At 32.7% G+C, this 20,891-nt stretch carries 25 protein-coding genes; 9 read left to right on the top strand and 16 right to left on the bottom strand.

Annotated features, from left to right (window positions below):
• Window positions 1–17 precede the first annotated feature (17 nt).
• Window positions 18–461, bottom strand: a complete 444-nt coding sequence (locus tag FP432_RS07085) for a GNAT family N-acetyltransferase (protein WP_265488624.1) — start codon at window positions 459–461, stop codon at window positions 18–20.
• A gap of 79 nt (window positions 462–540) precedes the next feature.
• Here FP432_RS07085 and FP432_RS07080 point away from each other — a divergent pair, with 79 nt between their 5' ends.
• Complete coding sequence (locus tag FP432_RS07080) at window positions 541–912, top strand: DUF1304 domain-containing protein (protein ID WP_265488623.1); 372 nt, start codon at window positions 541–543, stop codon at window positions 910–912.
• Between the two features lie 39 nt (window positions 913–951).
• Here FP432_RS07080 and FP432_RS07075 read toward each other — a convergent pair whose 3' ends face one another.
• Window positions 952–1,803, bottom strand: a complete 852-nt coding sequence (locus FP432_RS07075; RefSeq protein ID WP_265488622.1) for a DNA/RNA non-specific endonuclease — start codon at window positions 1,801–1,803, stop codon at window positions 952–954.
• Between the two features lie 129 nt (window positions 1,804–1,932).
• Here FP432_RS07075 and FP432_RS07070 point away from each other — a divergent pair, with 129 nt between their 5' ends.
• The 3 genes from FP432_RS07070 to FP432_RS07060 all read left to right on the top strand — a co-directional run bounded on the left by FP432_RS07070 (window position 1,933) and on the right by FP432_RS07060 (window position 3,992).
• Window positions 1,933–2,757 (top strand): aldo/keto reductase, encoded by an 825-nt coding sequence (locus FP432_RS07070; RefSeq protein ID WP_265488621.1) that lies wholly within the window; start codon window positions 1,933–1,935, stop codon window positions 2,755–2,757.
• 102 nt (window positions 2,758–2,859) lie between these two features.
• Window positions 2,860–3,603 carry a low temperature requirement protein A gene (locus FP432_RS07065; RefSeq protein ID WP_265488620.1) on the top strand — a complete coding sequence of 248 codons (744 nt, stop codon included), beginning with the start codon at window positions 2,860–2,862 and terminating at the stop codon, window positions 3,601–3,603.
• Window positions 3,585–3,992, top strand: coding sequence for a hypothetical protein (locus FP432_RS07060; RefSeq protein WP_265488619.1), 408 nt, complete (start codon window positions 3,585–3,587; stop codon window positions 3,990–3,992). Before FP432_RS07065 ends, FP432_RS07060 begins: the two co-directional genes overlap by 19 nt.
• 68 nt (window positions 3,993–4,060) lie before the next feature.
• On the opposite strand, the gene FP432_RS07055 is transcribed toward FP432_RS07060, so the two are convergent.
• The 4 genes from FP432_RS07055 to pnuC form a co-directional block, all read right to left on the bottom strand.
• The gene (locus tag FP432_RS07055) at window positions 4,061–4,771 is read right to left on the bottom strand and encodes a PAS domain-containing protein (protein ID WP_265488618.1); all 711 of its coding nucleotides are present in this window, start codon (window positions 4,769–4,771) and stop codon (window positions 4,061–4,063) included.
• A gap of 71 nt (window positions 4,772–4,842) precedes the next feature.
• The gene (locus FP432_RS07050) at window positions 4,843–5,805 is read right to left on the bottom strand and encodes an exonuclease domain-containing protein (RefSeq protein WP_265488617.1); all 963 of its coding nucleotides are present in this window, start codon (window positions 5,803–5,805) and stop codon (window positions 4,843–4,845) included.
• 110 nt (window positions 5,806–5,915) lie between these two features.
• Window positions 5,916–6,464: a PAS domain-containing protein gene (locus FP432_RS07045; protein ID WP_265488616.1), complete on the bottom strand. Its 549-nt coding sequence runs from the start codon at window positions 6,462–6,464 to the stop codon at window positions 5,916–5,918.
• A 106-nt stretch (window positions 6,465–6,570) separates the two neighbouring features.
• Window positions 6,571–7,347: a nicotinamide riboside transporter PnuC gene (pnuC, locus tag FP432_RS07040; protein ID WP_265488615.1), complete on the bottom strand. Its 777-nt coding sequence runs from the start codon at window positions 7,345–7,347 to the stop codon at window positions 6,571–6,573.
• 237 nt (window positions 7,348–7,584) lie between these two features.
• On the opposite strand from pnuC, the gene mscL reads away from it, so the two are divergent.
• Window positions 7,585–7,965 carry a large-conductance mechanosensitive channel protein MscL gene (gene mscL, locus FP432_RS07035; protein ID WP_265488614.1) on the top strand — a complete coding sequence of 127 codons (381 nt, stop codon included), beginning with the start codon at window positions 7,585–7,587 and terminating at the stop codon, window positions 7,963–7,965.
• A gap of 42 nt (window positions 7,966–8,007) precedes the next feature.
• On the opposite strand, the gene efp is transcribed toward mscL, so the two are convergent.
• Window positions 8,008–8,565: an elongation factor P gene (gene efp, locus FP432_RS07030; protein WP_265488613.1), complete on the bottom strand. Its 558-nt coding sequence runs from the start codon at window positions 8,563–8,565 to the stop codon at window positions 8,008–8,010.
• Between the two features lie 10 nt (window positions 8,566–8,575).
• Entirely contained in the window at window positions 8,576–9,406 is an 831-nt protein-coding gene (gene coaA, locus FP432_RS07025; protein ID WP_265488612.1) for a type I pantothenate kinase, read from the bottom strand.
• 80 nt (window positions 9,407–9,486) lie between these two features.
• On the opposite strand from coaA, the gene FP432_RS07020 reads away from it, so the two are divergent.
• Window positions 9,487–10,053 (top strand): SGNH/GDSL hydrolase family protein, encoded by a 567-nt coding sequence (locus FP432_RS07020; RefSeq protein ID WP_265488611.1) that lies wholly within the window; start codon window positions 9,487–9,489, stop codon window positions 10,051–10,053.
• A gap of 14 nt (window positions 10,054–10,067) precedes the next feature.
• On the opposite strand, the gene FP432_RS07015 is transcribed toward FP432_RS07020, so the two are convergent.
• Together FP432_RS07015 and FP432_RS07010 are read right to left on the bottom strand one after the other, a co-directional pair.
• The gene (locus FP432_RS07015; RefSeq protein WP_265488610.1) at window positions 10,068–10,751 is read right to left on the bottom strand and encodes a DUF4811 domain-containing protein; all 684 of its coding nucleotides are present in this window, start codon (window positions 10,749–10,751) and stop codon (window positions 10,068–10,070) included.
• Entirely contained in the window at window positions 10,751–12,232 is a 1,482-nt protein-coding gene (locus FP432_RS07010) for an MDR family MFS transporter (protein WP_265488609.1), read from the bottom strand. The genes FP432_RS07015 and FP432_RS07010 overlap by 1 nt, the downstream gene beginning before the upstream one ends.
• Window positions 12,233–12,391: 159 nt before the next feature.
• Here FP432_RS07010 and FP432_RS07005 point away from each other — a divergent pair, with 159 nt between their 5' ends.
• On the top strand, window positions 12,392–12,820 hold the full coding sequence (locus FP432_RS07005; protein WP_265488608.1) for a MerR family transcriptional regulator: 429 nt from the start codon (window positions 12,392–12,394) through the stop codon (window positions 12,818–12,820).
• 38 nt (window positions 12,821–12,858) lie between these two features.
• Here FP432_RS07005 and helD read toward each other — a convergent pair whose 3' ends face one another.
• Complete coding sequence (gene helD / locus FP432_RS07000; protein WP_265488607.1) at window positions 12,859–15,156, bottom strand: RNA polymerase recycling motor HelD; 2,298 nt, start codon at window positions 15,154–15,156, stop codon at window positions 12,859–12,861.
• A gap of 182 nt (window positions 15,157–15,338) precedes the next feature.
• On the opposite strand from helD, the gene FP432_RS06995 reads away from it, so the two are divergent.
• Entirely contained in the window at window positions 15,339–15,983 is a 645-nt protein-coding gene (locus tag FP432_RS06995; protein ID WP_265488606.1) for a matrixin family metalloprotease, read from the top strand.
• 42 nt (window positions 15,984–16,025) lie between these two features.
• Here FP432_RS06995 and FP432_RS06990 read toward each other — a convergent pair whose 3' ends face one another.
• From FP432_RS06990 to FP432_RS06975, 4 genes are all read right to left on the bottom strand, one after another.
• Complete coding sequence (locus FP432_RS06990; protein ID WP_265488605.1) at window positions 16,026–16,373, bottom strand: hypothetical protein; 348 nt, start codon at window positions 16,371–16,373, stop codon at window positions 16,026–16,028.
• A 9-nt stretch (window positions 16,374–16,382) separates the two neighbouring features.
• The gene (locus FP432_RS06985; RefSeq protein ID WP_265488604.1) at window positions 16,383–17,144 is read right to left on the bottom strand and encodes an exodeoxyribonuclease III; all 762 of its coding nucleotides are present in this window, start codon (window positions 17,142–17,144) and stop codon (window positions 16,383–16,385) included.
• Window positions 17,145–17,232: 88 nt separating this feature from the next.
• Window positions 17,233–17,724, bottom strand: a complete 492-nt coding sequence (locus tag FP432_RS06980; protein ID WP_265488603.1) for a nuclear transport factor 2 family protein — start codon at window positions 17,722–17,724, stop codon at window positions 17,233–17,235.
• Between the two features lie 54 nt (window positions 17,725–17,778).
• Window positions 17,779–18,237 carry a hypothetical protein gene (locus tag FP432_RS06975; RefSeq protein ID WP_265488602.1) on the bottom strand — a complete coding sequence of 153 codons (459 nt, stop codon included), beginning with the start codon at window positions 18,235–18,237 and terminating at the stop codon, window positions 17,779–17,781.
• A 137-nt stretch (window positions 18,238–18,374) separates the two neighbouring features.
• On the opposite strand from FP432_RS06975, the gene FP432_RS06970 reads away from it, so the two are divergent.
• Window positions 18,375–19,022, top strand: coding sequence for a histidine phosphatase family protein (locus FP432_RS06970; protein WP_265488601.1), 648 nt, complete (start codon window positions 18,375–18,377; stop codon window positions 19,020–19,022).
• Window positions 19,023–19,090: 68 nt separating this feature from the next.
• Here the strand turns inward: FP432_RS06970 and FP432_RS06965 are convergent, their stop codons facing one another.
• Window positions 19,091–20,890: an FtsX-like permease family protein gene (locus FP432_RS06965; RefSeq protein ID WP_265488600.1), complete on the bottom strand. Its 1,800-nt coding sequence runs from the start codon at window positions 20,888–20,890 to the stop codon at window positions 19,091–19,093.
• Window position 20,891 lies beyond the last annotated feature (1 nt).

Below are 20,891 nucleotides of genomic sequence, written 5' to 3'. Positions count from 1 at the left end.
CGCTAACTGGTTTTTATTTATAATCTTTTTGTCATCATAATATGATCGATATTTGCTTCTTGAAAAGTATCACCTTTTGCCTTATAGCCTAGAGATTCATAGAATCTTTGGACATATTGCTGAGCATGACAAGAAAGCATTACGGCCTTCTTTTCTGTTCTTAAAAATTCATGCACGGCTTCTAGCATTTGCTTTCCTAGCCCTTGACCACGCATACTTTTGGCTACTGCAACTCTACCCAGCATCCATTTTCTTGTCTCATTTTGAAAAATTCTACAAGTTGCCAATGCATTTGTCTTATCTTCATTCAATAGATAAACATGTATTGCAGTTAAGTCTTGCTCATCTAATTCAGGAAGAGTAATTTTTTGTTCAGTAACAAATGTTTCTAAGCGTAATCGCTCAATGCAATACATTTCCCTTCCCGTCATTTGGTCAATCGTTTTAAATTCAAACTTCATTTCTAACTTCACCTGCTTGCAGAATATTCCTTAATCCTATAAAATAATTTTCGACAATTTATCGGAAAGAGGCACTATTATGAACGTACTTCAAATAATCGGAATTATTGTAACATTCTTAGTGGGAATAGAACACATTGGTATAGCTTGTCTTGAAATTTTTGGTAATTCAAAACTACAAGCAAAATCTTTCGATATGGATATTAACTTTGTCGAACAAAGACCTGCTAAGATTTCTATGGCAAATCAGGGGATCTATAATGGATTATTAGGTTTATTAATAATTTTGGTTTGGTTTGTTTTTCCTTTTAAATGGCTTATCGCAGTTTGGCAATTGCTTTTAGCTTTTGTGGTCATTGCAGGAATTTTCGGTGGCTTTACTGCTACCAAGAAAATATTTTTAGTGCAAATGTTACCTGCTTTAATTGCATTAATTTGTATATCTCTTTAATCAAGAACAAATAAAAAGTGGAGTTTTAACTCCACTTTTTTATTCTATTACTTCCATTGAACGATCAACTAGTGCTCTACCAGTATTGTAATCAAAACTATAACCCGGTTGAACGTTAAAGATATATACATTAAAATCCAAATTTCCAGTTACCCCAATTGCTTGTAGATTAATTCCGCGTGCCATTAGCTCATTACCCCGAAAAATCGGAGTTGCTTGATAAATGACCTTATTTCCTTGTCTTAATGCTTGTCTTACTTTTGTTTCAAAAATTGTCTGTATTTTTTGATTAGAAAAAGCTGTTTGAGTAAAAAGATTTTTAGGATTATTTTGATCTCCCGACTGATTATTAGGATTATATTGTCCATCTTGATCAATACCAGCTGAAACCGAATAGGCTATCAAGTGACCACGATTATAAATTTGCGTGCCGCTTTTACGATTAGAATGCCATGCTGTAGGCTGAATAAACTGGCGTACTCGCAAACTATCATTGGCAACGTTACATGGTTCAAGAAAAGCTGTATTGGAAGTTGAAGTTCTATTCAAACTATCTAAATTTGAGTAGACTACCTTGTTCACTTGCCATGCATTCTTAATTAAAGTTGATTTATTATTATTCACATAAACGTAGCCACGATTACCACTTTGAAAATTTAAATTTGCTAGTTTTTGATAATCTTGACTAGATAATCCACCGTATGAAGTATTAGCACGATTAGCATTACTTATCACTCCAGACTGAGGTTCATTAGATTTATTAGTATTTATTTGTTTCAGTTGATTACCATATTTGCCCCAAATCCCCCAAACCAAAGCAAATAAAACTATAAGCGATGAAAATAGAGTAGACTTGGTCGATTTAGCTTGTTTGCGTTTCCTTTTAGCCATTACTTTACTCCTTAACTTAAATTATATAAAACTAGTATATTCTTTTTTGAACATATGTTTGTAGATTATTTAAAAAAATAGTTAATGGTAAACTGAAGATAGTAAAATTTAATGAAGGAGCACAACATAATGGAATATTTTGACTTAAATGACGGAAATCGCATTCCAAAATTAGGATTTGGCACTTATAAATTAAATGGCAGTGCTGGTAGTTTTGCCATTCAAAGTGCCCTTAACCTCGGCTATCGCTTACTTGATAGTGCCGTAAACTATGAAAACGAAGGTGCTGTCGGTGCCGCTATCAAGCGTAGCCATGTATCTCGAGATGCAATCTTTGTTACTAGCAAATTACCTGGACGAGATCATGAATATCAAAAAGCTGTAAATCAAATTCAAGAATCCTTATTTTCAGCTGGCTTAGATTATTTTGATCTTTACTTAATTCATTGGCCAAATCCAAAAGAAGACAAATATGTTGAAGCATGGCAAGCATTAGTTGATGCACAGAAATGGGGCTTAATTAAATCAATTGGTGTTTCTAATTTTGAACCAGAACACATTGAAAAAATCTACCGTGAAACAAATATTTTACCTGCGGTAAATCAAGTTGAACTACATCCCTACTGGTCCAGCAGCGCTATTCGTCAATTCGATGATAAACATCAGATTATTACTGAAGCTTGGAGTCCATTGCAGCGTGGTGGTGAAGCATTTAATGAACCACTTATCAATCAGCTTGCCCAAAAGTACCACAAATCACCTGCTCAAATAATTTTACGATGGGAAACTCAGCTAAATGTAATCCCTATTCCAAAGGCAACTTCAGTTAGTCACCAATTATCTAATTTGGATATTTTTGATTTCAAACTAACTCCAGAAGAAGTGAAAAAAATTACTGCACTTGATCAAATTGATAGTCGTCGTTTTGATCCACATGAACATGAAGAATTCTAATTTTCAAGTCCTATCATAATTTGATAGGATTTATTTTTGTCCAAAAATAATAAATAAGTATTATTCTAAAGATATCAACAATATATGAAAGTAGGTTTATTAATGACTTCCACCAGTGAAACTACCGAAAAGCATGTTTCAAAAATTGCACTTTTTTATGATCTTGTCTTTGTTTACATGATTTCAAAAACTAGTGAGATTCTTCATCACTTATCACATGGACGAATTTCTCTTTTTTCTTTTCTTTTATTTGCTATTATTGTTCTAATTTTTATCAGTTCCTGGATGACTCAAACTATTTTTACCAATCGCTACGGCAAAGGGAGTTGGAGTGATATTGGCTTCTATTTCACTGACATGATGATTTTACTCTTCATGTCAAACTCATTTGATACAACTGACTTAAAAGAAATGCGAGTATTATTTAGTTCAGCCGGATTACTTTCAACAACTCTAGCACTTCACTATCTAATCACATATTTTCAAGTCAATAAGGAAGAAGACAAAAAAATCACCATTTCGTATTTTAGATTTTTAATTTTCCGTGCAATCTGTTTATTCACAGGTGGATATCTTGATAATATCTTTGGCTTTTCAATTGCCATTATCGGATTAGCCTTTAGCTGGATTATGCCAAGTTTGACTAAAAAATATACTGTTAAGCATCCAATTCATTTTGGTCATTTTTTAGAAAGATTAAACTTACTAGTTATTGTAATTTTTGGCGAAACTATTATTGGGATTGCTGATTACTTCCGTCCCACTACATTTAATTTTTATTCCATTTTTATTTTCTTATTAGTCGCATTTCTATTTTTACTTATATTTTGCAATTTGACTATTTAATCCAAGAAGATCAGCCTCATGCCACTGGAAATGCACTTATTTACCTCCACTATGCGATTATTTTTGGAATTAGTTTAGTTACGGCTAGTCTTAAAATTATCCACGAGAAAGAAGCAGATTCACTTTTTACAGTATGTTGTCTTTTTGCAGGAATTGCCTTAATCTATCTCGGATTATTAGTTGCCACCCGTTATAATCAAAAAATATTTACCTTAAAAAGGGCTACTGTCATTTTCTTTACATCAGTTACCTTAATCGGCTTTTTCATCTGCATCTGGCTCCATTACTTCCCAGTAGTTATTATGACTTCATTCTTTGTCGTAACTATCAATGTAATTTATCTCGTTAAATTTTCCCTTTCTAAAGGACAAAAAAAGATAAATGTTTAAATTCAAATAATAATTAATAAAACCCCGAATTCATATAAAATTCGGGGTTTTATTAGTATGATAACTGTTTAATGTTGTGAAGCACCAGAATTACTATCTATTTTTGGACTTTCTTCTTTTATTGAGGCACCACTCTGTGCATCTCGCTTAAAAGTTGCACCACTTACAGCATCGGGATCATCTACTAGTTTCTGACCAGTAGTTTCGCAGAAATACTTAACTAATGGATATAAGTCTTGTACCCATTCATAAATACCTGCATAATTTCCTTCATCATCTTCTATCCTACGATAATTATGAAGAATCATTTTATGCCGATTACCATTTGGTACAGGCATTTTAACTTCAGTATGTCCGTCTACTTTATTACGTAACGCATAAACAACTTTTTTCGCTTCTGGAATTACATCTCTCACATTCGGGTGTACCGCTCCCATGGTATCACCTACTTGACTAGGGACACGCTTAGCCAGCTTTTTCTTATCTGGATCAACTGGACGGTTGTACCAAAGAAATTGATTGTTCTCATCGACAAAAGTTAATTCTCCTAAGGTCTGATGTAACATCCAGTTTAATTGATTAACTGTTAATAAACCCGCATCTAATTTAACGTAGTCGTCACCTTCAGCCGCGTGAACTTTTTTAGCAGCTTTTTCTAACCACTCTGGATCTTCCTTATTGATTCCATCAATAGTATATTTTGCCTTACCACTAGCAGTAAAATCTTCGTTTAAGTATTTTTCTTCCGGTATTTTCTTTAACCAATCAGGCTCAGCCATTTTCTTTCTCCTTGTACATATCAATTACAACTTGATTATACAATGTAAGCGCTTTTCACACAAATACCTAATTATGATCTGGCCCAATTATCTAATACATTTAGGAAAAATTTTTCTGACCAAGTATTAATTTTCTGCCCTTGTTTCTTTAAAGCCTTAGCCCGATTCAATTCCACTAAATCAGTTCTAAAGAAGTCGCCATCGCCCATAAAAACAAAATTTGTATAGTCATCAACATGATCTTGGATAAAGCCACCTAGGTTTTTAATTGCATTCCCTAATTCAACTTCATCTAAAGTCAAATCTCCTGTAAGCACAATATTTTTATTTTTAAATGGACTTCTAAAGGCATGAGTTTGTTTTACAATATCAGGCCATTCATTAGTTAAATCAATTGACTTAACGGATTCATGTGCCCGTAACATATGAGTTTGAGTAAAGTTCTCGCGTAAATTATCATAGACTTTTTTAGTATCAAGACAATCATCTAAGCCACGGTGTTCTTGCGATTCAGCAATCCCCATTCGCTGCATACAATCAATCAAGCGATTATGAGTTTCATGATTGTAAAAACTTCTTGCTAAACGTAAAACATCAACATAGTCATTGCTCAAAACTGGCAAATGATATTTTTCAGTTAAATCATAGACAAAATTCAAGTCAAAATTAACATTATAGCCAACAATTATATCACTCCCAATAAACTGGCGATATTCCTTTATCGCTTTATCTACTGGCATCCCTTTAGTTTCAATTGCTTCCTCATCAATTCCATTTAATTTTGTTAAAAAGGCTGGAACCTTATTACTATCTGGAAACTTTACTAATTCAGAAAATGTCGCTACTACTTCACCATGACGAACTTTTAATGCTCCCATTTCCGTAATTCGATTTCGATATGGGCTAAGTCCAGTTGTTTCTACATCAATTAAGGTATAATTATCCAGAAATCCCGGTTTTTCAATACCCTTAGCTCTAATTTTTTCTTGAGCTCCAGGTATATTTAAAACGCCTTGTATAATTGAAATACTCATCTTCATGCCTTTCCAATAAGTTTCTTCTCAGTTAAAATTATTTTTATAGCTAAATTTTAGAATAGATCCTTATTTAATCCAAAAATTATGTTTAATTAATCGAAAGAAACCTATCCTTCCCACTCACTAGCGCCAGTTTCCGCATCAGTTTCTGCATTTTGATGGTACTGTGCTCCCTGCTTACTAGTGGGGTCATCTACTAATTTTTGCCCAGTTTCTTTTAAGTAATATTCAACTAAAGGATAAATATCCTCTACCGTTTCTACTACACCCGCAAATTTATGTTCTTTATCAAAGACACCCTTATATTTATCTATTACGAATCTCGTCAAGGAATTCGTTTGATCAGGAATAATAATTTCCTTTTTTGTTCCAGATTTTAAAGTAGCTAAAATATCTGATTCAATAATTTTATGCCCCAATTCTTTCGGGTCATAATTCATATCAATCAATTGCTTATAGTAAAGAAAATGACCATGAGATCCATAAAAGAAGATAGTTCCAGGATAACTAGCTAATAACTCATTAATTTGATTAACAGATAAAATACCTGCATTTAGCCGAATATAAGCATTATTGTTAATTATTCCTTTTAACTGGCTAGCCTTTTTAAGCCAATTACCTTCTTCATGTGTTAAAGCAAGTAATTCTTCTTCCATACTTATTCCTCACTATTTCAAAATTTTTATTTCTAGTTTAACGAAAGAATAAAATTAAATACAATTAAAAGAAAAAGAGCTCATGCAATGAGCTCTTTTTGCTAAGTTATTCTTGACCTTTAATTTCACGAAGTCCTTTAAGACGACGTCCACGATTAAACCACGGAGAAACTGTAAAGGCTAAAATGTCATTTACCACATAAATTAAGGCATTAACCGCCATTGCCAGGGATGCATCCCCTTGTGCATAAGTGATGCCCCAAAGAATCAATTGAAAGACTCCACTAGCTGTCCACCAGAAATATTGATTGTTGTAACGCATAAAGCACATAATTCCTGCAGTTAATGAAATTGAAAAACTAATTGCATCAATCCAAGGACGAGGATCATTAGTAAAGTGGCCAATTAAATATCCAGAAACCACATATACAAGTAAAGTACCTACAATTGCAATTACCCATTGCTTTGGGCCAAACTTACGTAAATGATTCTTAGTATCATCGTTCCAAGACTTAACTGAAAAAATAATTGGTAAATCTAAAGTAAGAATATAAGCCATTTGCTCAAAAATTGACAAATAATTTTTTGCTTCTAAGCCAGCATAGATAAAACATGCAGCTGACAACAATCCAAGCCAGCCATTAATTGCCTTAGTCGCATTGATAGCCAATACACAAAGTGTTCCAATTAACGTTCCAATAAAGGTAATTAAACTGAGAGCTGTAATTTTAGTTTCAATTAATAAAGCTAATTGGAAACCAAAAGCAAAAAACCACAACATGTAGTTTTGGATTGGCCACCCCTTAAGTTGTTTAAATAACCATACAAAATAGTTGTCTTTTTTGGTAGACACTGAACCAGTGAGTGATGTCGATTCTTGCATATTCTATCTTCCTTTCATTATTAGGTCACAATACTATATATCGTGCCTTGTCCGCTTTTTCGCATCGATATATAGTATATAAGTGAAAAAAATCGAATACAAGGATTGACATTTTCCAAAAATTTGTAAGGCCTATTAGACTGGGAATTAGAGTTCTAAAAAATTTTTCACAATATTCATAATTTATTTATAATTTAAATATAAGATATAACTAAATAAATGAAAAGGAGTAAAAATATGCTAAAAGAGTTTAAAGACTTTATTTCTCGTGGCAATGTCATGGGTTTAGCAATCGCCGTAATCATCGGTGGTGCTTTTACCGCAATTGTCAATTCTTTGGTAACTAACTTAATTAACCCCTTAATTGGGCTCTTCATTGGTAAGATTGATCTATCAGATTTAGCCTTAAAAGTAGGAGATGCTACTTTTAAATACGGGAGTTTCCTTAATGCCGTAATTAACTTTATCATTATTGCTTTCGTAATCTTCTTACTCATGAAGGCTGTCACAAAAGTTTTCCCAATGAAGGAAAAAGAAACTGCTCCATCTCAAGAAGAAATTTACTTAAAAGAAATTAGAGATCAACTTGTAAGTCAAAAAAATCAAGAAGATAATTAAAAGCGAGTTTATTAAAACTCGCTTTTTTTCGTCAAATTAATTTTATGCACGGCCTTTATAATCCCCAGTTTCAGTACCGATAATTAATTCTTCGCCTTCATTAATAAAATCTGGCACTGTTACTACCAAGCCTGTTTCCATTGTTGCTGGTTTTCCGCCACCTGCAGCAGTTGCACCTTTAATTTCGGGTTGAGTTTCAGTAACCTTCATTTTTACGGTTGAAGGTAAGTTAATCCCAATTAATTTTCCTTCATCGGTAAATTTTAATTCAACATCAATATTAGGTAATAAATAATGAGCCTCATTAGCTAAGTGTTCTTTGGGAATCATATATTGTTCATAAGTTTGTTGATCCATAAAAATATAGTTACTCTCATCATCATAAAGATACTGTGCCTTTTTTAAAGCAACATCTACTAATTCAATCTTTTCACTAGGACGCATAGTCTTATGCACCACTGCTCCACTTAGAACATCCCTTAAGTCCATTTGCATTACTGTATTACCTTTACCAGGCTTGTGGTGATTACTCTTTAAAACTTCCGTTAACTTACCATTTTGATTAAAAATCATACCTTTTTTTAAATTGATTGCTTCCATAAATTTTCTCCTAAATTTGTTTTAAGTCAATTGCGCTAATGGAATGATCAAAAGACTTAGTTACAATCATATCTGCCCGCTTTTTTGTTGGAGCAATATATTCATGTAAGTTCTTAATATTAACATTAAGCCAAACTTCTTTTGCAAATTCATCAGCTTTTTGCCTATCAGTATGAGCCCACTTATAAAAGAAATTATCGGGATTATCTCGATTAAGATCTAACATTCTATGATAGCGTTCCAGATACCACGCTTCTAAATTAGTTTCGCTACTATCCAGATAAATTGCATAGTCGACATAATCACTCGGCATCTCACCATTATTTGTTGGCAACTCTAAAATATTTATTCCTTCTACTATTAAGACGTCTGTTTGAGGTAAAATACCTACTTTATCAGGCACTAAATCAGATCGTTCTTGAGAATATAGACGATATGGGATATTAGTATTTCCTAATTTCACATTTTTTAAAAAATTATTTAGTGCATTCCAATTGATTGAAATTGGAAATCCCTTCTGATCCATTAGATCTTTAGCCGTTAATTCTGCATTGGACATCAAGAAACTATCAGTTGAAATAATCTCAACTTTTCTATCTTCTTTTTCTAAATTTGCTTTTAAATTCTGTGCAAATGTAGTTTTTCCAGCAGCAACTGAACCTGCAATTCCTATAATATAGGGACTAGATATACGCCAGTTCAATTCCTGTAATGAATTCTGCTGTACTACAATTTCTTTATTTAATACATAATTAATAAAAGCCCAGCCACTTTTAGAACTACTTGGAGGCATTAAACTCTCCCATTCATCAGGAGTTAAATGTAAATATTCTTTATTCATCTGAATCGCCTTCTTCCTTATTGCTAGTATTACTTCCGGGTTCAGAGTATCATATAACTGAATAGAAAGAAATGTTAACAATGGCAAAAAAGATAATCTTGTTTGGTGACTCTCTCCTTGCAGGTTATACTAATGGCCATCCTACTGACAGAGTCACTAACGCTTTGATAAATAATTTTCCTAAATATAATATTACTAATGAATCAATTCCTGGTTTAACCACGGAAGAAGCAGCGGACTTCCTTCCTAAACGGATTTTAAATCAGCATTATGATCTTGTTACCTTAGGTTTAGGAACTAATGATGATAGTGTTTACAACGGATTAAATGCTGGTCGTTACGCCTACAACTTAAATACACTTGTTAAAAAATTAAATCCTCATAAAGTTATTTTAATGGGTCCTTCTTATACAAATTGGAAAATTGATCCTAACCAGTCATGGCCACGTACACTTCAGTTTACTTTAATCGCACAACAGTGCAGTTTTATTCACCATTTACCCTTTTTAAACCTTAACAAAAAAATGATGGAAACTGGCCATCCAAATGAACTTCTGCAAGATGATGGAGTTCATCTTAATCAAGCAGGTATCGAATTATTAACTAATAACTTAACTAGTTTAATCAAACAAAAAATCGCCGAGTAATTACTCAGCGATTTTTATTTTTGACTAGTTTGAGCATTTTTTAATATTTTAGCTTGTTGTTGCTTCATTTCAGTCATTTGTTTTTGAAGAGCTTTAGCTTTTTTGGTTGAAATAACCATCCAATCAGATGGGACATGGAAAATATATTGTCTTTTAATTAATTCATTATCTCTACCAAAAATACCAAAGAAGACTTTTACAGTATTATTTTTATATACATACTTAGTAGTTCTAATTTCCACTTGTGGCTTTTTAGCAGTAACTGTTTTAGCTGTCATATGTTCAGTCTTAATTGGTTTTAACTTACTCTTTTGAGTAGTATGGTAAACATAAACTTTTTCTGAACCGTTGCCAAGTGGTTGATAAATCAAAATTCCCCCTGGCATCTTTGTATTAGCAGCTTGTTTTTGAAGTTGAGCTGCCATTGCAGGATTAGCTTGAATCATCGCTTGCATTTGTTGAGCTTGCTTAGCTTGTTGAGCCTTACTTGGCATTGGCACAGCAGAAGCCAACTTTTCAGTTTTAACTGTAGTAACTTCTTTCATTCCTAAATGATTATAATCATGAGCAACAATAAATCCAACGCTTACAATGGAAGCAATCATAAATATCCAAGCCCAAAAAGTATGAAATTTTCCTGGAATAATATTGAAGAAAGCAAATAAGAAAATAGCAATAATTAAAATTACAATAATCATTAATTCTTACCTCCTTCAACAGAAATCTTTGTTTGGCTAGCACGATTGCCCTTCTTCAAGAAGAAGGCTAACACTAATGCAACAATACAGAAGGCGATACTTACCCAAAAGGCTGCATTAAAACCATCTAAAGTTGCAGCTTTTGCACCAGAAGCATACTTAAGCGGAGTTGCCTTAAGTACTGAATGGGCTGGCATGTGATTCTTAGTAACAGTAGAAAGCACTGAAACAATAATTGCAGTACCAATTGAAGTTAATACTTGTCTAAAAGTATTGTTAACTGCCGTTCCGTGAGACATCTTATCAAGTGGTAATGAGTTCATTCCTGAAGTAGTAACGTTCATCATTACTAAAGATACACCTACCATTCTTACTGCATAAAGAATAGTAATCATAATCATTGAAGATTCTTCAGTTAAAAAGACAAATGGTACTGTACCTAAAGTTAAAATTACCATACCAGTAATAGCCATCTTACGAGCACCGTATTTATCAAATAAGCGACCAGTAATCGGTGACATAATACCAATCATTAAGGCACCTGGTAAAAGTAAAAGTCCTGAATTAAAGGCACTCTCGCCACGCAAGTTTTGAATATATAGTGGTAAAACCAATTCGATTCCAACCATTGCTAAGTTAACAATACCACTTAAAAAGGCTGCTAAGGCAAATTCAAAATGTTTAAAAACAGAGATATCCAAAAATGGCTTATCCATGTGAGTTTGACGCCAGCCAAACAAAAGAATAAATACAACTCCAACTGCCATGAAAGTTAAAATCACTGGATCAGTCCACCCATCATTACCAGCTTCTGAAAATCCATAAAGTAATGATCCAAAACCAATAGTGGAAGTAATTACTGACCAGTAATCTAATTTATCATCTTTAAGCGGAACAACGTCCTTCATAAAGAAAAAGGCCAAGACAATTACTACAAAAGCAATAGGAGCAATTAAACTAAAGAGGTACCGCCAACTTAAATTATCAACAATCCAACCAGATAAAGTAGGACCAATCGCAGGCGCTAGTCCAATAACGATTCCTACCGTTCCCATCGCCGCCCCACGTTCACTAGGGGGAAAAATTGTTAACATGATAGTTTGAAGTAAAGGCATAGTAATTCCTACTCCAATACCTTGGATAATACGTGCGGTTAATAAGCTACCAAAATTTGGAGCTAAGGCTGCAAAAGTAGTTCCAATAAAGAAAGTAATCATGGCAAAAAGATAAGCTTTCTTTACTCCAAACTTACCCATGACCCATGCTGAAAGTGGAATCATAACCCCATTTACCAAGAGGAAGGCAGTTGATAACCATTCAGCCGTAGCTGTATTAATTTTAAAATCTCTCATAATGGACGGTAATGCGGTAGCAAGTAAAGTACCATTTAATACCGTACAAAATGAACCGATCATCAATACCATAACAAGCAAACTGCGTTTGTATGTCTTGCCATAGATATCGGTTATTTCTTTATCCATATCCAATCTCCCTTACTTAAGTTTAACGAATACCATTTTAGGTCTATTCTAGATTATTGTCAATCAGTTTTACAATAGTGGATATAAATTTTACAATTATGATTAATTAGTTTACAATACTAATATAATTCAGACTACTATTATTTGGAGGGTCAATAAATGAATTCGATATGGCGTAATATCTATCGTGATCTTAAAGTAGGTATTGGCGAAGTAAGTAGTCTTACTGGTGTAACACAAAGGCAATTACGTTACTGGGAAGAAAAAGGATACATTAGCCCCATTGAAAAAGATGGTATCCGCAAGTACAGTCTTGGAACCCTATTTTGTATTGTATTTATCAAAGAAAAACTGGATCAGGGTTATACACTAGCAAGTGCGGTTAAAAAATCAAAAGAAAATCAAAAAAAGATTAAACTGTTACGAAAATTACTTGATGATCCAGACTATCAAGTAGAAATAACAGATCCTGACCATGAATATGGCAAAATTAACTTAGGTATCTTAGAATTAATCGACGGTCGCAAAGGTGATCTGACGGCAATAATTAATGAAGAAGGTACTCATTATGAATTTGATGAAAATTAATAAAAAGCGAATTAGTCATAATGGCTAATTCGCTTTTTTTATCTATTAACATAAGTTTGTTCTTTGATACCATCCAGAATTGGGCTCTTATTTCCTACATAAGTAAGATCTAACTTATACATTGCTCTCGACGCAATAGTATAAAGTAATTGGGTTTCATCCATTTCATGATATTGCTTCTCTGAAACATCCCAGGCTACTACTGCATCAAATTCGAGTCCTTTTGCTAAATAAGATGGAATCACTAGTGTTCCCTCTACTAAACGTTGGTTAGCTGAGCCAATCAAGGTAGCTTTAATATTTCTTTCTTTTAATACTTGCGCTACTTGTTTAGCTTCTTCCAAAGTTTTGGTAATAATGGCCGTTGTTAACTTTTGCTCATCATTTTCTGTCAAAATATCTTCTAAAACACGATATTCTTTTTCAATATCATCACGTTTATAAAATGCCGGCTTTGGTCCTTTACGATCAAATGCTTCAATTTTTTCACCTTGACGCAAAATTTGTTTAGTAAAATCAGTAATTTCTTTAGTAGAACGATATGAACGGGTTAACTGAACAACATCAGTTTTTTCTGGGTCAAACAACTTAGAGATTTGACTTAATAAGTCTTTACTTGAATCTTTAGTAAAGATAGCTTGATTCAAATCGCCAAGCATCGTGAATTTTGCCTTTGGGAAATTATACTTCAAGTAAGCTAATTGGAATGGAGTATAATCTTGAATTTCATCAATAAAGGCATAACGCATAGTATAGTCAGTTCGACGCCCTGTCACTAAGTCATAAAGATACAAGTAAGGAGTAATATCAGACATTTTAATTTTATGATCACGTAAACGTTCTTTGACTTGCTCAATATGTTCTTGCCATTCGGCTTCACTAATCTTCCACTTAGATAGATCAAGAATTTTTGGTACTGCACGTAAAAATGCTAAATATTGACTACGAATATTTAAGAAGCGATGATGGTTAATTTTCTTAGCAACACCCTTTAATTCCCTAGTAACAATTTTTTTAGCAAGGAATTTTTCTTCTTTTTCTCCTGATTCGAACTCTTGGTCAGGACGATCATAAAGGGCCTTAAGTTGCTGTGGATCTAAAGATTCAATTGTTTTGCTTACCCAAGCTTTTCGAGCTTCTGAACTTACACGATGATTCAAATCGGTAATTAATTGTTCTTGAGTAGCATCAATTCGATTCCTTAAATTATAGTTTTCATTAAAGCTATAATAGATTTCTTTGATTTTTTCTTTATCAAAAAATGGTTTCTTCTTTGATTTAAAGTAGATATTCTTAAAAAGCATTCCACTCTTATTTAAGTGCTTAGCATAGCGTGTTACAGCTTTAAAGAAATCTAAGGAATTTTCTAAATTGACAATCTTATCGTCTTTTTTATTATCTTCAAATTGTTCAAATAAATTTTCAACTTTCATGCCAGGTACACGACGAGAGACAAATTGCCAATAAGTCATTTGGACCATGTTTTGTTCACCCATCTCAGGCAAAACATTTTTAACATAATCATTAAATAATTGGTTAGGACTAAACATAATTACTTGGCCAGAATTTAAGTTACCACGGTAACGATAAAGTAGATAAGCTACTCGTTGCATAATCGCACTCGTTTTTCCTGAACCAGCAGCACCTTGAACAAATAGTAAATCAGCACTAGTGTTACGAATTATTTTATTTTGCTCACGCTGAATAGTTGTAACAATCGATTTCATCTGAGTTGATGATTTTTCGTTTAAAACATTCATCAACATTTGATCACCAATTGACTCATTGGTATCAAACATGTTCTCAATTTTGCCATCTTTGATGATAAACTGGCGTTTCTTAGTCATATCGACACTACGTTCGCCATCAGGAGCATTATAGGTAACTTTCCCCAGTTTGCCATCGTAATAAATAGATGAAATTGGTGCGCGCCAATCATAAACTAAGAAATGTTCTTGATCATCTGCAAATGAACCCAAACCAATATAGATAGTTTCTGAATCTTTCTCGCCATCTTCCTTAAAGTCCACCCGTGCAAAATATGGACTCTTTTCTAGACGTTGCAAAGTATCTAACTGTTTTGTAGATTGCTGCCACGCATGCTCACGCTCTTTAAGCATTTGTTGCTGTTGTTGGATAGTTAGTGCAGTTTCTATTGAAGTAGAATAATCATCATAATCTAGCCTTACATCATCCAAATAATGAAAGTTTAAGTTACGCGCTTCACCTTGAGCAGAATCAATAGACTTATCTAGAGACTTTTCTTTCTCCTTTATCTTTTCCATTATTTCATCAAGATGTTGCTGCTCTAATTCTTGTTGTGATTCTTTAGCCATCTTCTCACCTAAACCTATATCTAGCAATTGTTGCATAATATTTTATCATAATCAGTTATTTTCATAAATAAATTGTATTTCAATCTATATTCTTAATTTTCAACTAAATAAATCATCTTAATGTGTCTCTCAATTAATTAGGACTATAATATACTCTAAATATAATTTAGTTTGAGGATACAATGAAAAAATTTATTCGTAACTTAATAATCTTAGTTCTCATTTATCTTGCAGGCAATTTGGCTTACTTATATTCTCGTCCATATTTAGAACAAACTTTTGGTACAACTGATATTTTGCCTTACCTTTCTAGCCGAATAGAGCGAGTCTTTAACCCTAATAAATTTAATCAGCTAAACAATGATGAGCCTCAAGAAAAGGGCCACACCTTTCAAAAAAACGAAGCAACTGTCTATGTTGATCTTAAGAACCCTACTCTGTATAACGCGGCAATTGATGGACTTAAATCTTGGAATAATACTGGTGCCTTCACTTTTAAAATGGTTAATGATAAGAAAAACGCTCAAATAGTCATTAAATCTATGGATCGTTCTGATACAGATGCAGCTGGTCTTACCAATACCGAATATAATTCTTTAACTGGTTACCTAGTTCATGCAACTGTCCAGCTTAATTCATATTATTTACTTAATCCAGCTTATAGTTATAGCAATAATCGAATTGTTAATACAGTTGAGCATGAATTAGGACACGCCATTGGTCTTGATCACCAAAGTGGAATTTCTGTCATGTATCCGCAAGGTTCCTTTTATACTATTCAACCTAGCGACATTGAGAATGTTAAAAAAATCTATCATGAAAAATAAAACGCGATGATCACTCATCGCGTTTTTTGAATCTTATTTTTCCTAATTATCTTTGCATAAGTGCCAGATAAAAAATCCTACTCCAATAACTAGTACCAATGCTCCATACCATATTAAACCATTATATAGCCAGCCACCAATACTAATTAATCCAGCAATTAAGAGTAAAACAAAATTAGTGATGTCCCCACCCAGTCCATCTCTGTTTTCAGTTACTATGTAAACTATTCCAGCAGCTAATATTAAACCAGCCATAATTAATTCAATAATACCTGCAAAAATATTTTGTAAATTATTTAAGCCAATTATGCCAAATAATAGACCATGAATAAACAACCAAATTGAAAGTAAGATTAAGAAAATTCCAACAATTAATTTTGTAACTCTCATGTTATTCGCCTACTTCTTTAAATCAATTTTCAAACTAACTGGACAGTGATCTGAGCCCATGATATCAGTCAAAATATTAGCACTTTCCAAGTTGTTTTGTAAATCATCTGAAACTAAGAAGTAATCAAGACGCCAACCTTCATTCTTTGGACGAGCATCGCCACGATAACTCCAATAAGTATACATACCAGTCTTATTTGGATAATAGTAACGGTAGGTATCAATAAATCCAGCATCAAGTAATTCAGTGAAGTCATCTCGCTCTTGTTCAGTAAAACCAGCATGATGATGATTTTCTGATGGTTCAGCTAAATCTATTGCTTCGTGAGCAACACTCATATCACCACCAATTACTACTGGCTTATTTTCTTTTAACCTTTCAACATATTCTTTAAAGGCACGATCCCAAGCCTGTCTAAAGGCCAATCTTTGTAATTGCTCTCCAGAAAATGGTACATAAGTATTTACAAAATAATAATCTTCAAATTCTAAAGTAATTGTTCTTCCTTGTTGATCAAATTCCGGAACTCCAATTCCATAAGCTACAGTTTGTGGCTTTTCTTTAGTAAAAATTGCTGTACCATCATAACTCTTTTCTTCAGAATAATTCCAATATTGATAATATCCTGGAGTTTCCACTTCTATCTCATCAGGAGATAATCTAATATCTTGAATAGCCAAAATATCTGGATCCAATTCCTTAAAAGTTCTTAAGAAGCCATGTCTCAAAGCTGCTCTAAAACCATTTACGTTCCATGAAATAAACTTCATTTTTGCCACTTCTTTCTTTACTATCTAAATCTGATAAACATTCATCACTATTGTACAAAGGTTCGATCTAAGAATTAAATAAAATGTACTAATTATGTAAGTCATTAAAACGTTTTATTTGTTGATCAGAGTAATTAGGATAATCTGTATTTTGATAAGGATCAAAACGATTCATATTTGAAGCAAAGTGTTGCACATATTCTACTTTTTCATCCTCATTCCATCTAATAAGTGAAATACCTTCTAAATGCTCTACCTTTTTATTTTTCTTTTCTTCAACATCCCAATGAGCAATTGTAGCATTACCATCATGCATAAACCCATTTATATCCCACTTGATTATCGTAGCACGATCATTCTTTTCACTAAACCAGTATTGTAATTCAAGTAAACCATGATATTCTGGACCCCAACTTCTAATGTAGTGCACATCGGGTGCAAAAACTTTTTCAATTCCTAAATTATTTTTTTCAGTCCAACTTTTTGTCCACAACTTGATTAATTGTTCTCTTTTTCTTTTTTTCTTTCCTGTTGTAACCTCATAGTTATCCCCTCTTTTACACAGGATACAAAAAATCATTGCTTTCATCTTTATTGTACAAAGCAATGATTAATAATTTAAATATTATGAACTTTATTTATGTAATTTATCAAACCAATCAAGCTGTTGCTTGGTATAATTTGGAAATTCACTTGTTTTATAAGGATCAGAACGATGGGTATTAGATATAAAATCTTGGACATAAATTATTTTATTATTGTCATCCCACTTAATTAGTGAAACTCCTTCAATTAACTTGATAGTCTTATGTTGTGGTTGGTCCTTTAAAAACCAATGAGTTATTGTTTCGTTTTCCCCATGAAAGAAACAATCCACATCCCATTCAAGAATAGTACTACGATCATTTCTTTCATTGAACCAATATTTCAGTTCAAGTAACCCATAATACTCTGGGCCCCAACTTCTGATGTAATGAATATCTGATGCAAAGACAGTTTCAAAACCTTCAGCATTCTTTTCTTTCCAGCTACTGACCCACATCATAATTAACCGTTCTCTTTCTTTTTCTGTTGCAGTTCTTTCTTTTGTCATATCTCCCTCCATTAACTGTAATAGAAATTAAGTCCTAATTCATGTTATGATAATTAAAATAATATCTATATATAATAACTGATTATAGTTAATATATCAATACATCAATTATTATTTATATTTTGAGAGGTTTTAAAGTGAAAACTATCTATCTTGTTAGACATGGCCAAACTATCATTAATAAATACGATAAAATTCAGGGATGGTGTGACAGTCCTTTAACAGATAAAGGGATTACTGATGCAAAACATGCAGGTGAAGAATTAGCAAATATTCCATTCGATATTGCCCTTTCAAGTGACTTGAAACGAGCAGTTGACACATGTGACTACATCATTGAAAAAAATTGTAACCATCTTACTTTACAACATATTGCCAGTCCCTTTTTCCGCGAGCAATTCTTTGGATATTTTGAAGGAATGAACTCTGATGAAGCTTGGCAAATGATTGGTGGACCACATGGCCGCCCACGACGCCAAGAATTACTTCTAAAAGAAAAAATGAGTATCATCAAAGATTATATTCATGAAGCTGATCCTTATCATGATGCTGAAGATAATAAAGCTTACTGGGATCGTTTGGACAAAGGATTCAAACTTATCCAAGAACTTGATGGTGCTGAAAATATTTTACTTGTAAGTCACAGCATGACCATTCGTAGTATCGTTAGCCGTTATGCTCCAGAAATTCCATTAGTTCCTGGACCTGCTAATGGTTCAATTACTATCTTAAAAATGAATGGTGATGACATTAAAGTCACTGAATATAATAAAACTGAATTTTAAGTAACTAAAAAGATGCCTCGTAAAAGGCATCTTTTTTTATGAGAATTATTTTGCAACTTATTTAGTGACTATTTAATCTTCTTAAGCACAATACTTTGATATAACTTAACGGTAATTAAGTAATATACAAGATAAAAAATCAAGAAAATACCAAATGGTATCCAAATTTTATCATAGGGATGAGCTAATAAAGCTTTAAAGAATTGTAAGCCAAATAATACATCTAAGATTCCTAAGATAGCAGGCAGAATAAATAAAATACCAATTTCTAAATCAATTGATGTCTTTAATAAACTGGTCCTTGTTCCCATCTTCCATAACATAATATATCGTGGCCCATCACTTTTAGCCCCACTTAACACTTTAAACATCAAGGTAGAAGCAAGCATTGCTAGAAAGGCAATTCCTAAAAAGAAACCCATAAATTCAAATCCAGAAGCAAGATTCAAAATTAGTCGATAACTTGCTGCCTTTGATGAATTTAATTGTACTTCCACGTTTTTATTTTGAGGAAGAGCTAATTTTTGGAGCTTTTCAACATTGTTAAAGTTCTTTTGAAAATCCTTAACTCTTAATAAGATAGTTGTATTTGAAGGTTGTTTAATTTGATCAAATTCTGCTTGTGAAACTACCTTTATCTCTTTTTCATAAGGAATATATTCTGCAAATTCAGTATAAGTTCTACTCCCTGCTTTAATCTCATTGGGTTTAATAGTTTCAGTTCTATACTTAATTTCATCAGTTTTACCCACAAAAGCATTCCGTTTTAGATGAGCATTCTTAATCTGATTTGCTGAAACATAAGCATAATTTCCAGCAATTTTATATTTAACCTTGGTAGTAGATGTTACAGTAATTTTCTTTAATTGTTGGTCAGTCTTTTTATTTTGATTAAATAAAACCACATCATAGTAAGTTGACTCCATCTGTTGGTCGGTAAGCTGCTTAAAGTTTAGCCCGACTGTAATGGCACCTAAGGCCAATGCAAAAAGTAAAGAAGTAATTGAAAGTATCCTATTATAGCTGTTAATTCTAAATTTTAACTGACCTAAAGTAAAAGAATGTAATTTTGCATATTTAAATTTTTTATTTTTTCGCAATAAATCAATTAGAAGAGTAAATAAAGAATCAAAAATAAAGTATGAGCCTAAAACAATTGTCACAAATGCAATTGGAATTGAAGCAAGCACCAAGAGTGAAGCATGTGCCATGGCCCAATAACCAGTTGCTAGAAAACTCACCCCTAAGATTGCTTCAATTATCTTTATAGCAGTATTTCTTTTGGTTTTAATTGGCTTTTGATCCTCTTTAAGTAAATTAATCAGATTAGCTTTCACCAACTTATGTCTATTCCATAAGGCCGCTAAAAAGAATAAGGCAATAAAAAATGCTAATGTCCATAATAAAGCTGGTACATAAAAACCTACAAAATGGTTAATAGCCAAACCTAACTGGGTAATTATTAATTGTGAAATTAATTGTGTTAAACCGATACCAATTATTTCTCCAATAATTGTTGCTAAAGTTCCTACAATAAATGTTTCTACAAAAATTAAACGACCTATTTTACTTGAACGTGCTCCAAGCATCATATACATGGCATAATCTTTTTGCCGCATACTTAGCAAAAAGCTATTGGCATAAATAATATAAATAAAAGTAATTAATGCTAATAAAACAATCCCAAAGCCATACACAGCCTGCGTTGTTGAAAAAGCCAATGCAACATTTCCTTTAAGAAAAGATGGATTAGTTGCCAAAGTCATAAACATATAAAAAATTGCACTAGCCAAAGTTAGTCCGGAAAATAAAACTAAGTAATCTTTCCAGCGGCTTTTTATACTAGTCAAAGATAATTTCCACAACATT

The sequence above is a fragment of the Lactobacillus sp. PV034 genome (assembly GCF_014522305.1).
Taxonomy (GTDB): Bacteria; Bacillota; Bacilli; order Lactobacillales; family Lactobacillaceae; genus Lactobacillus.
This window is presented reverse-complemented; position numbering and strand designations above follow the sequence as displayed.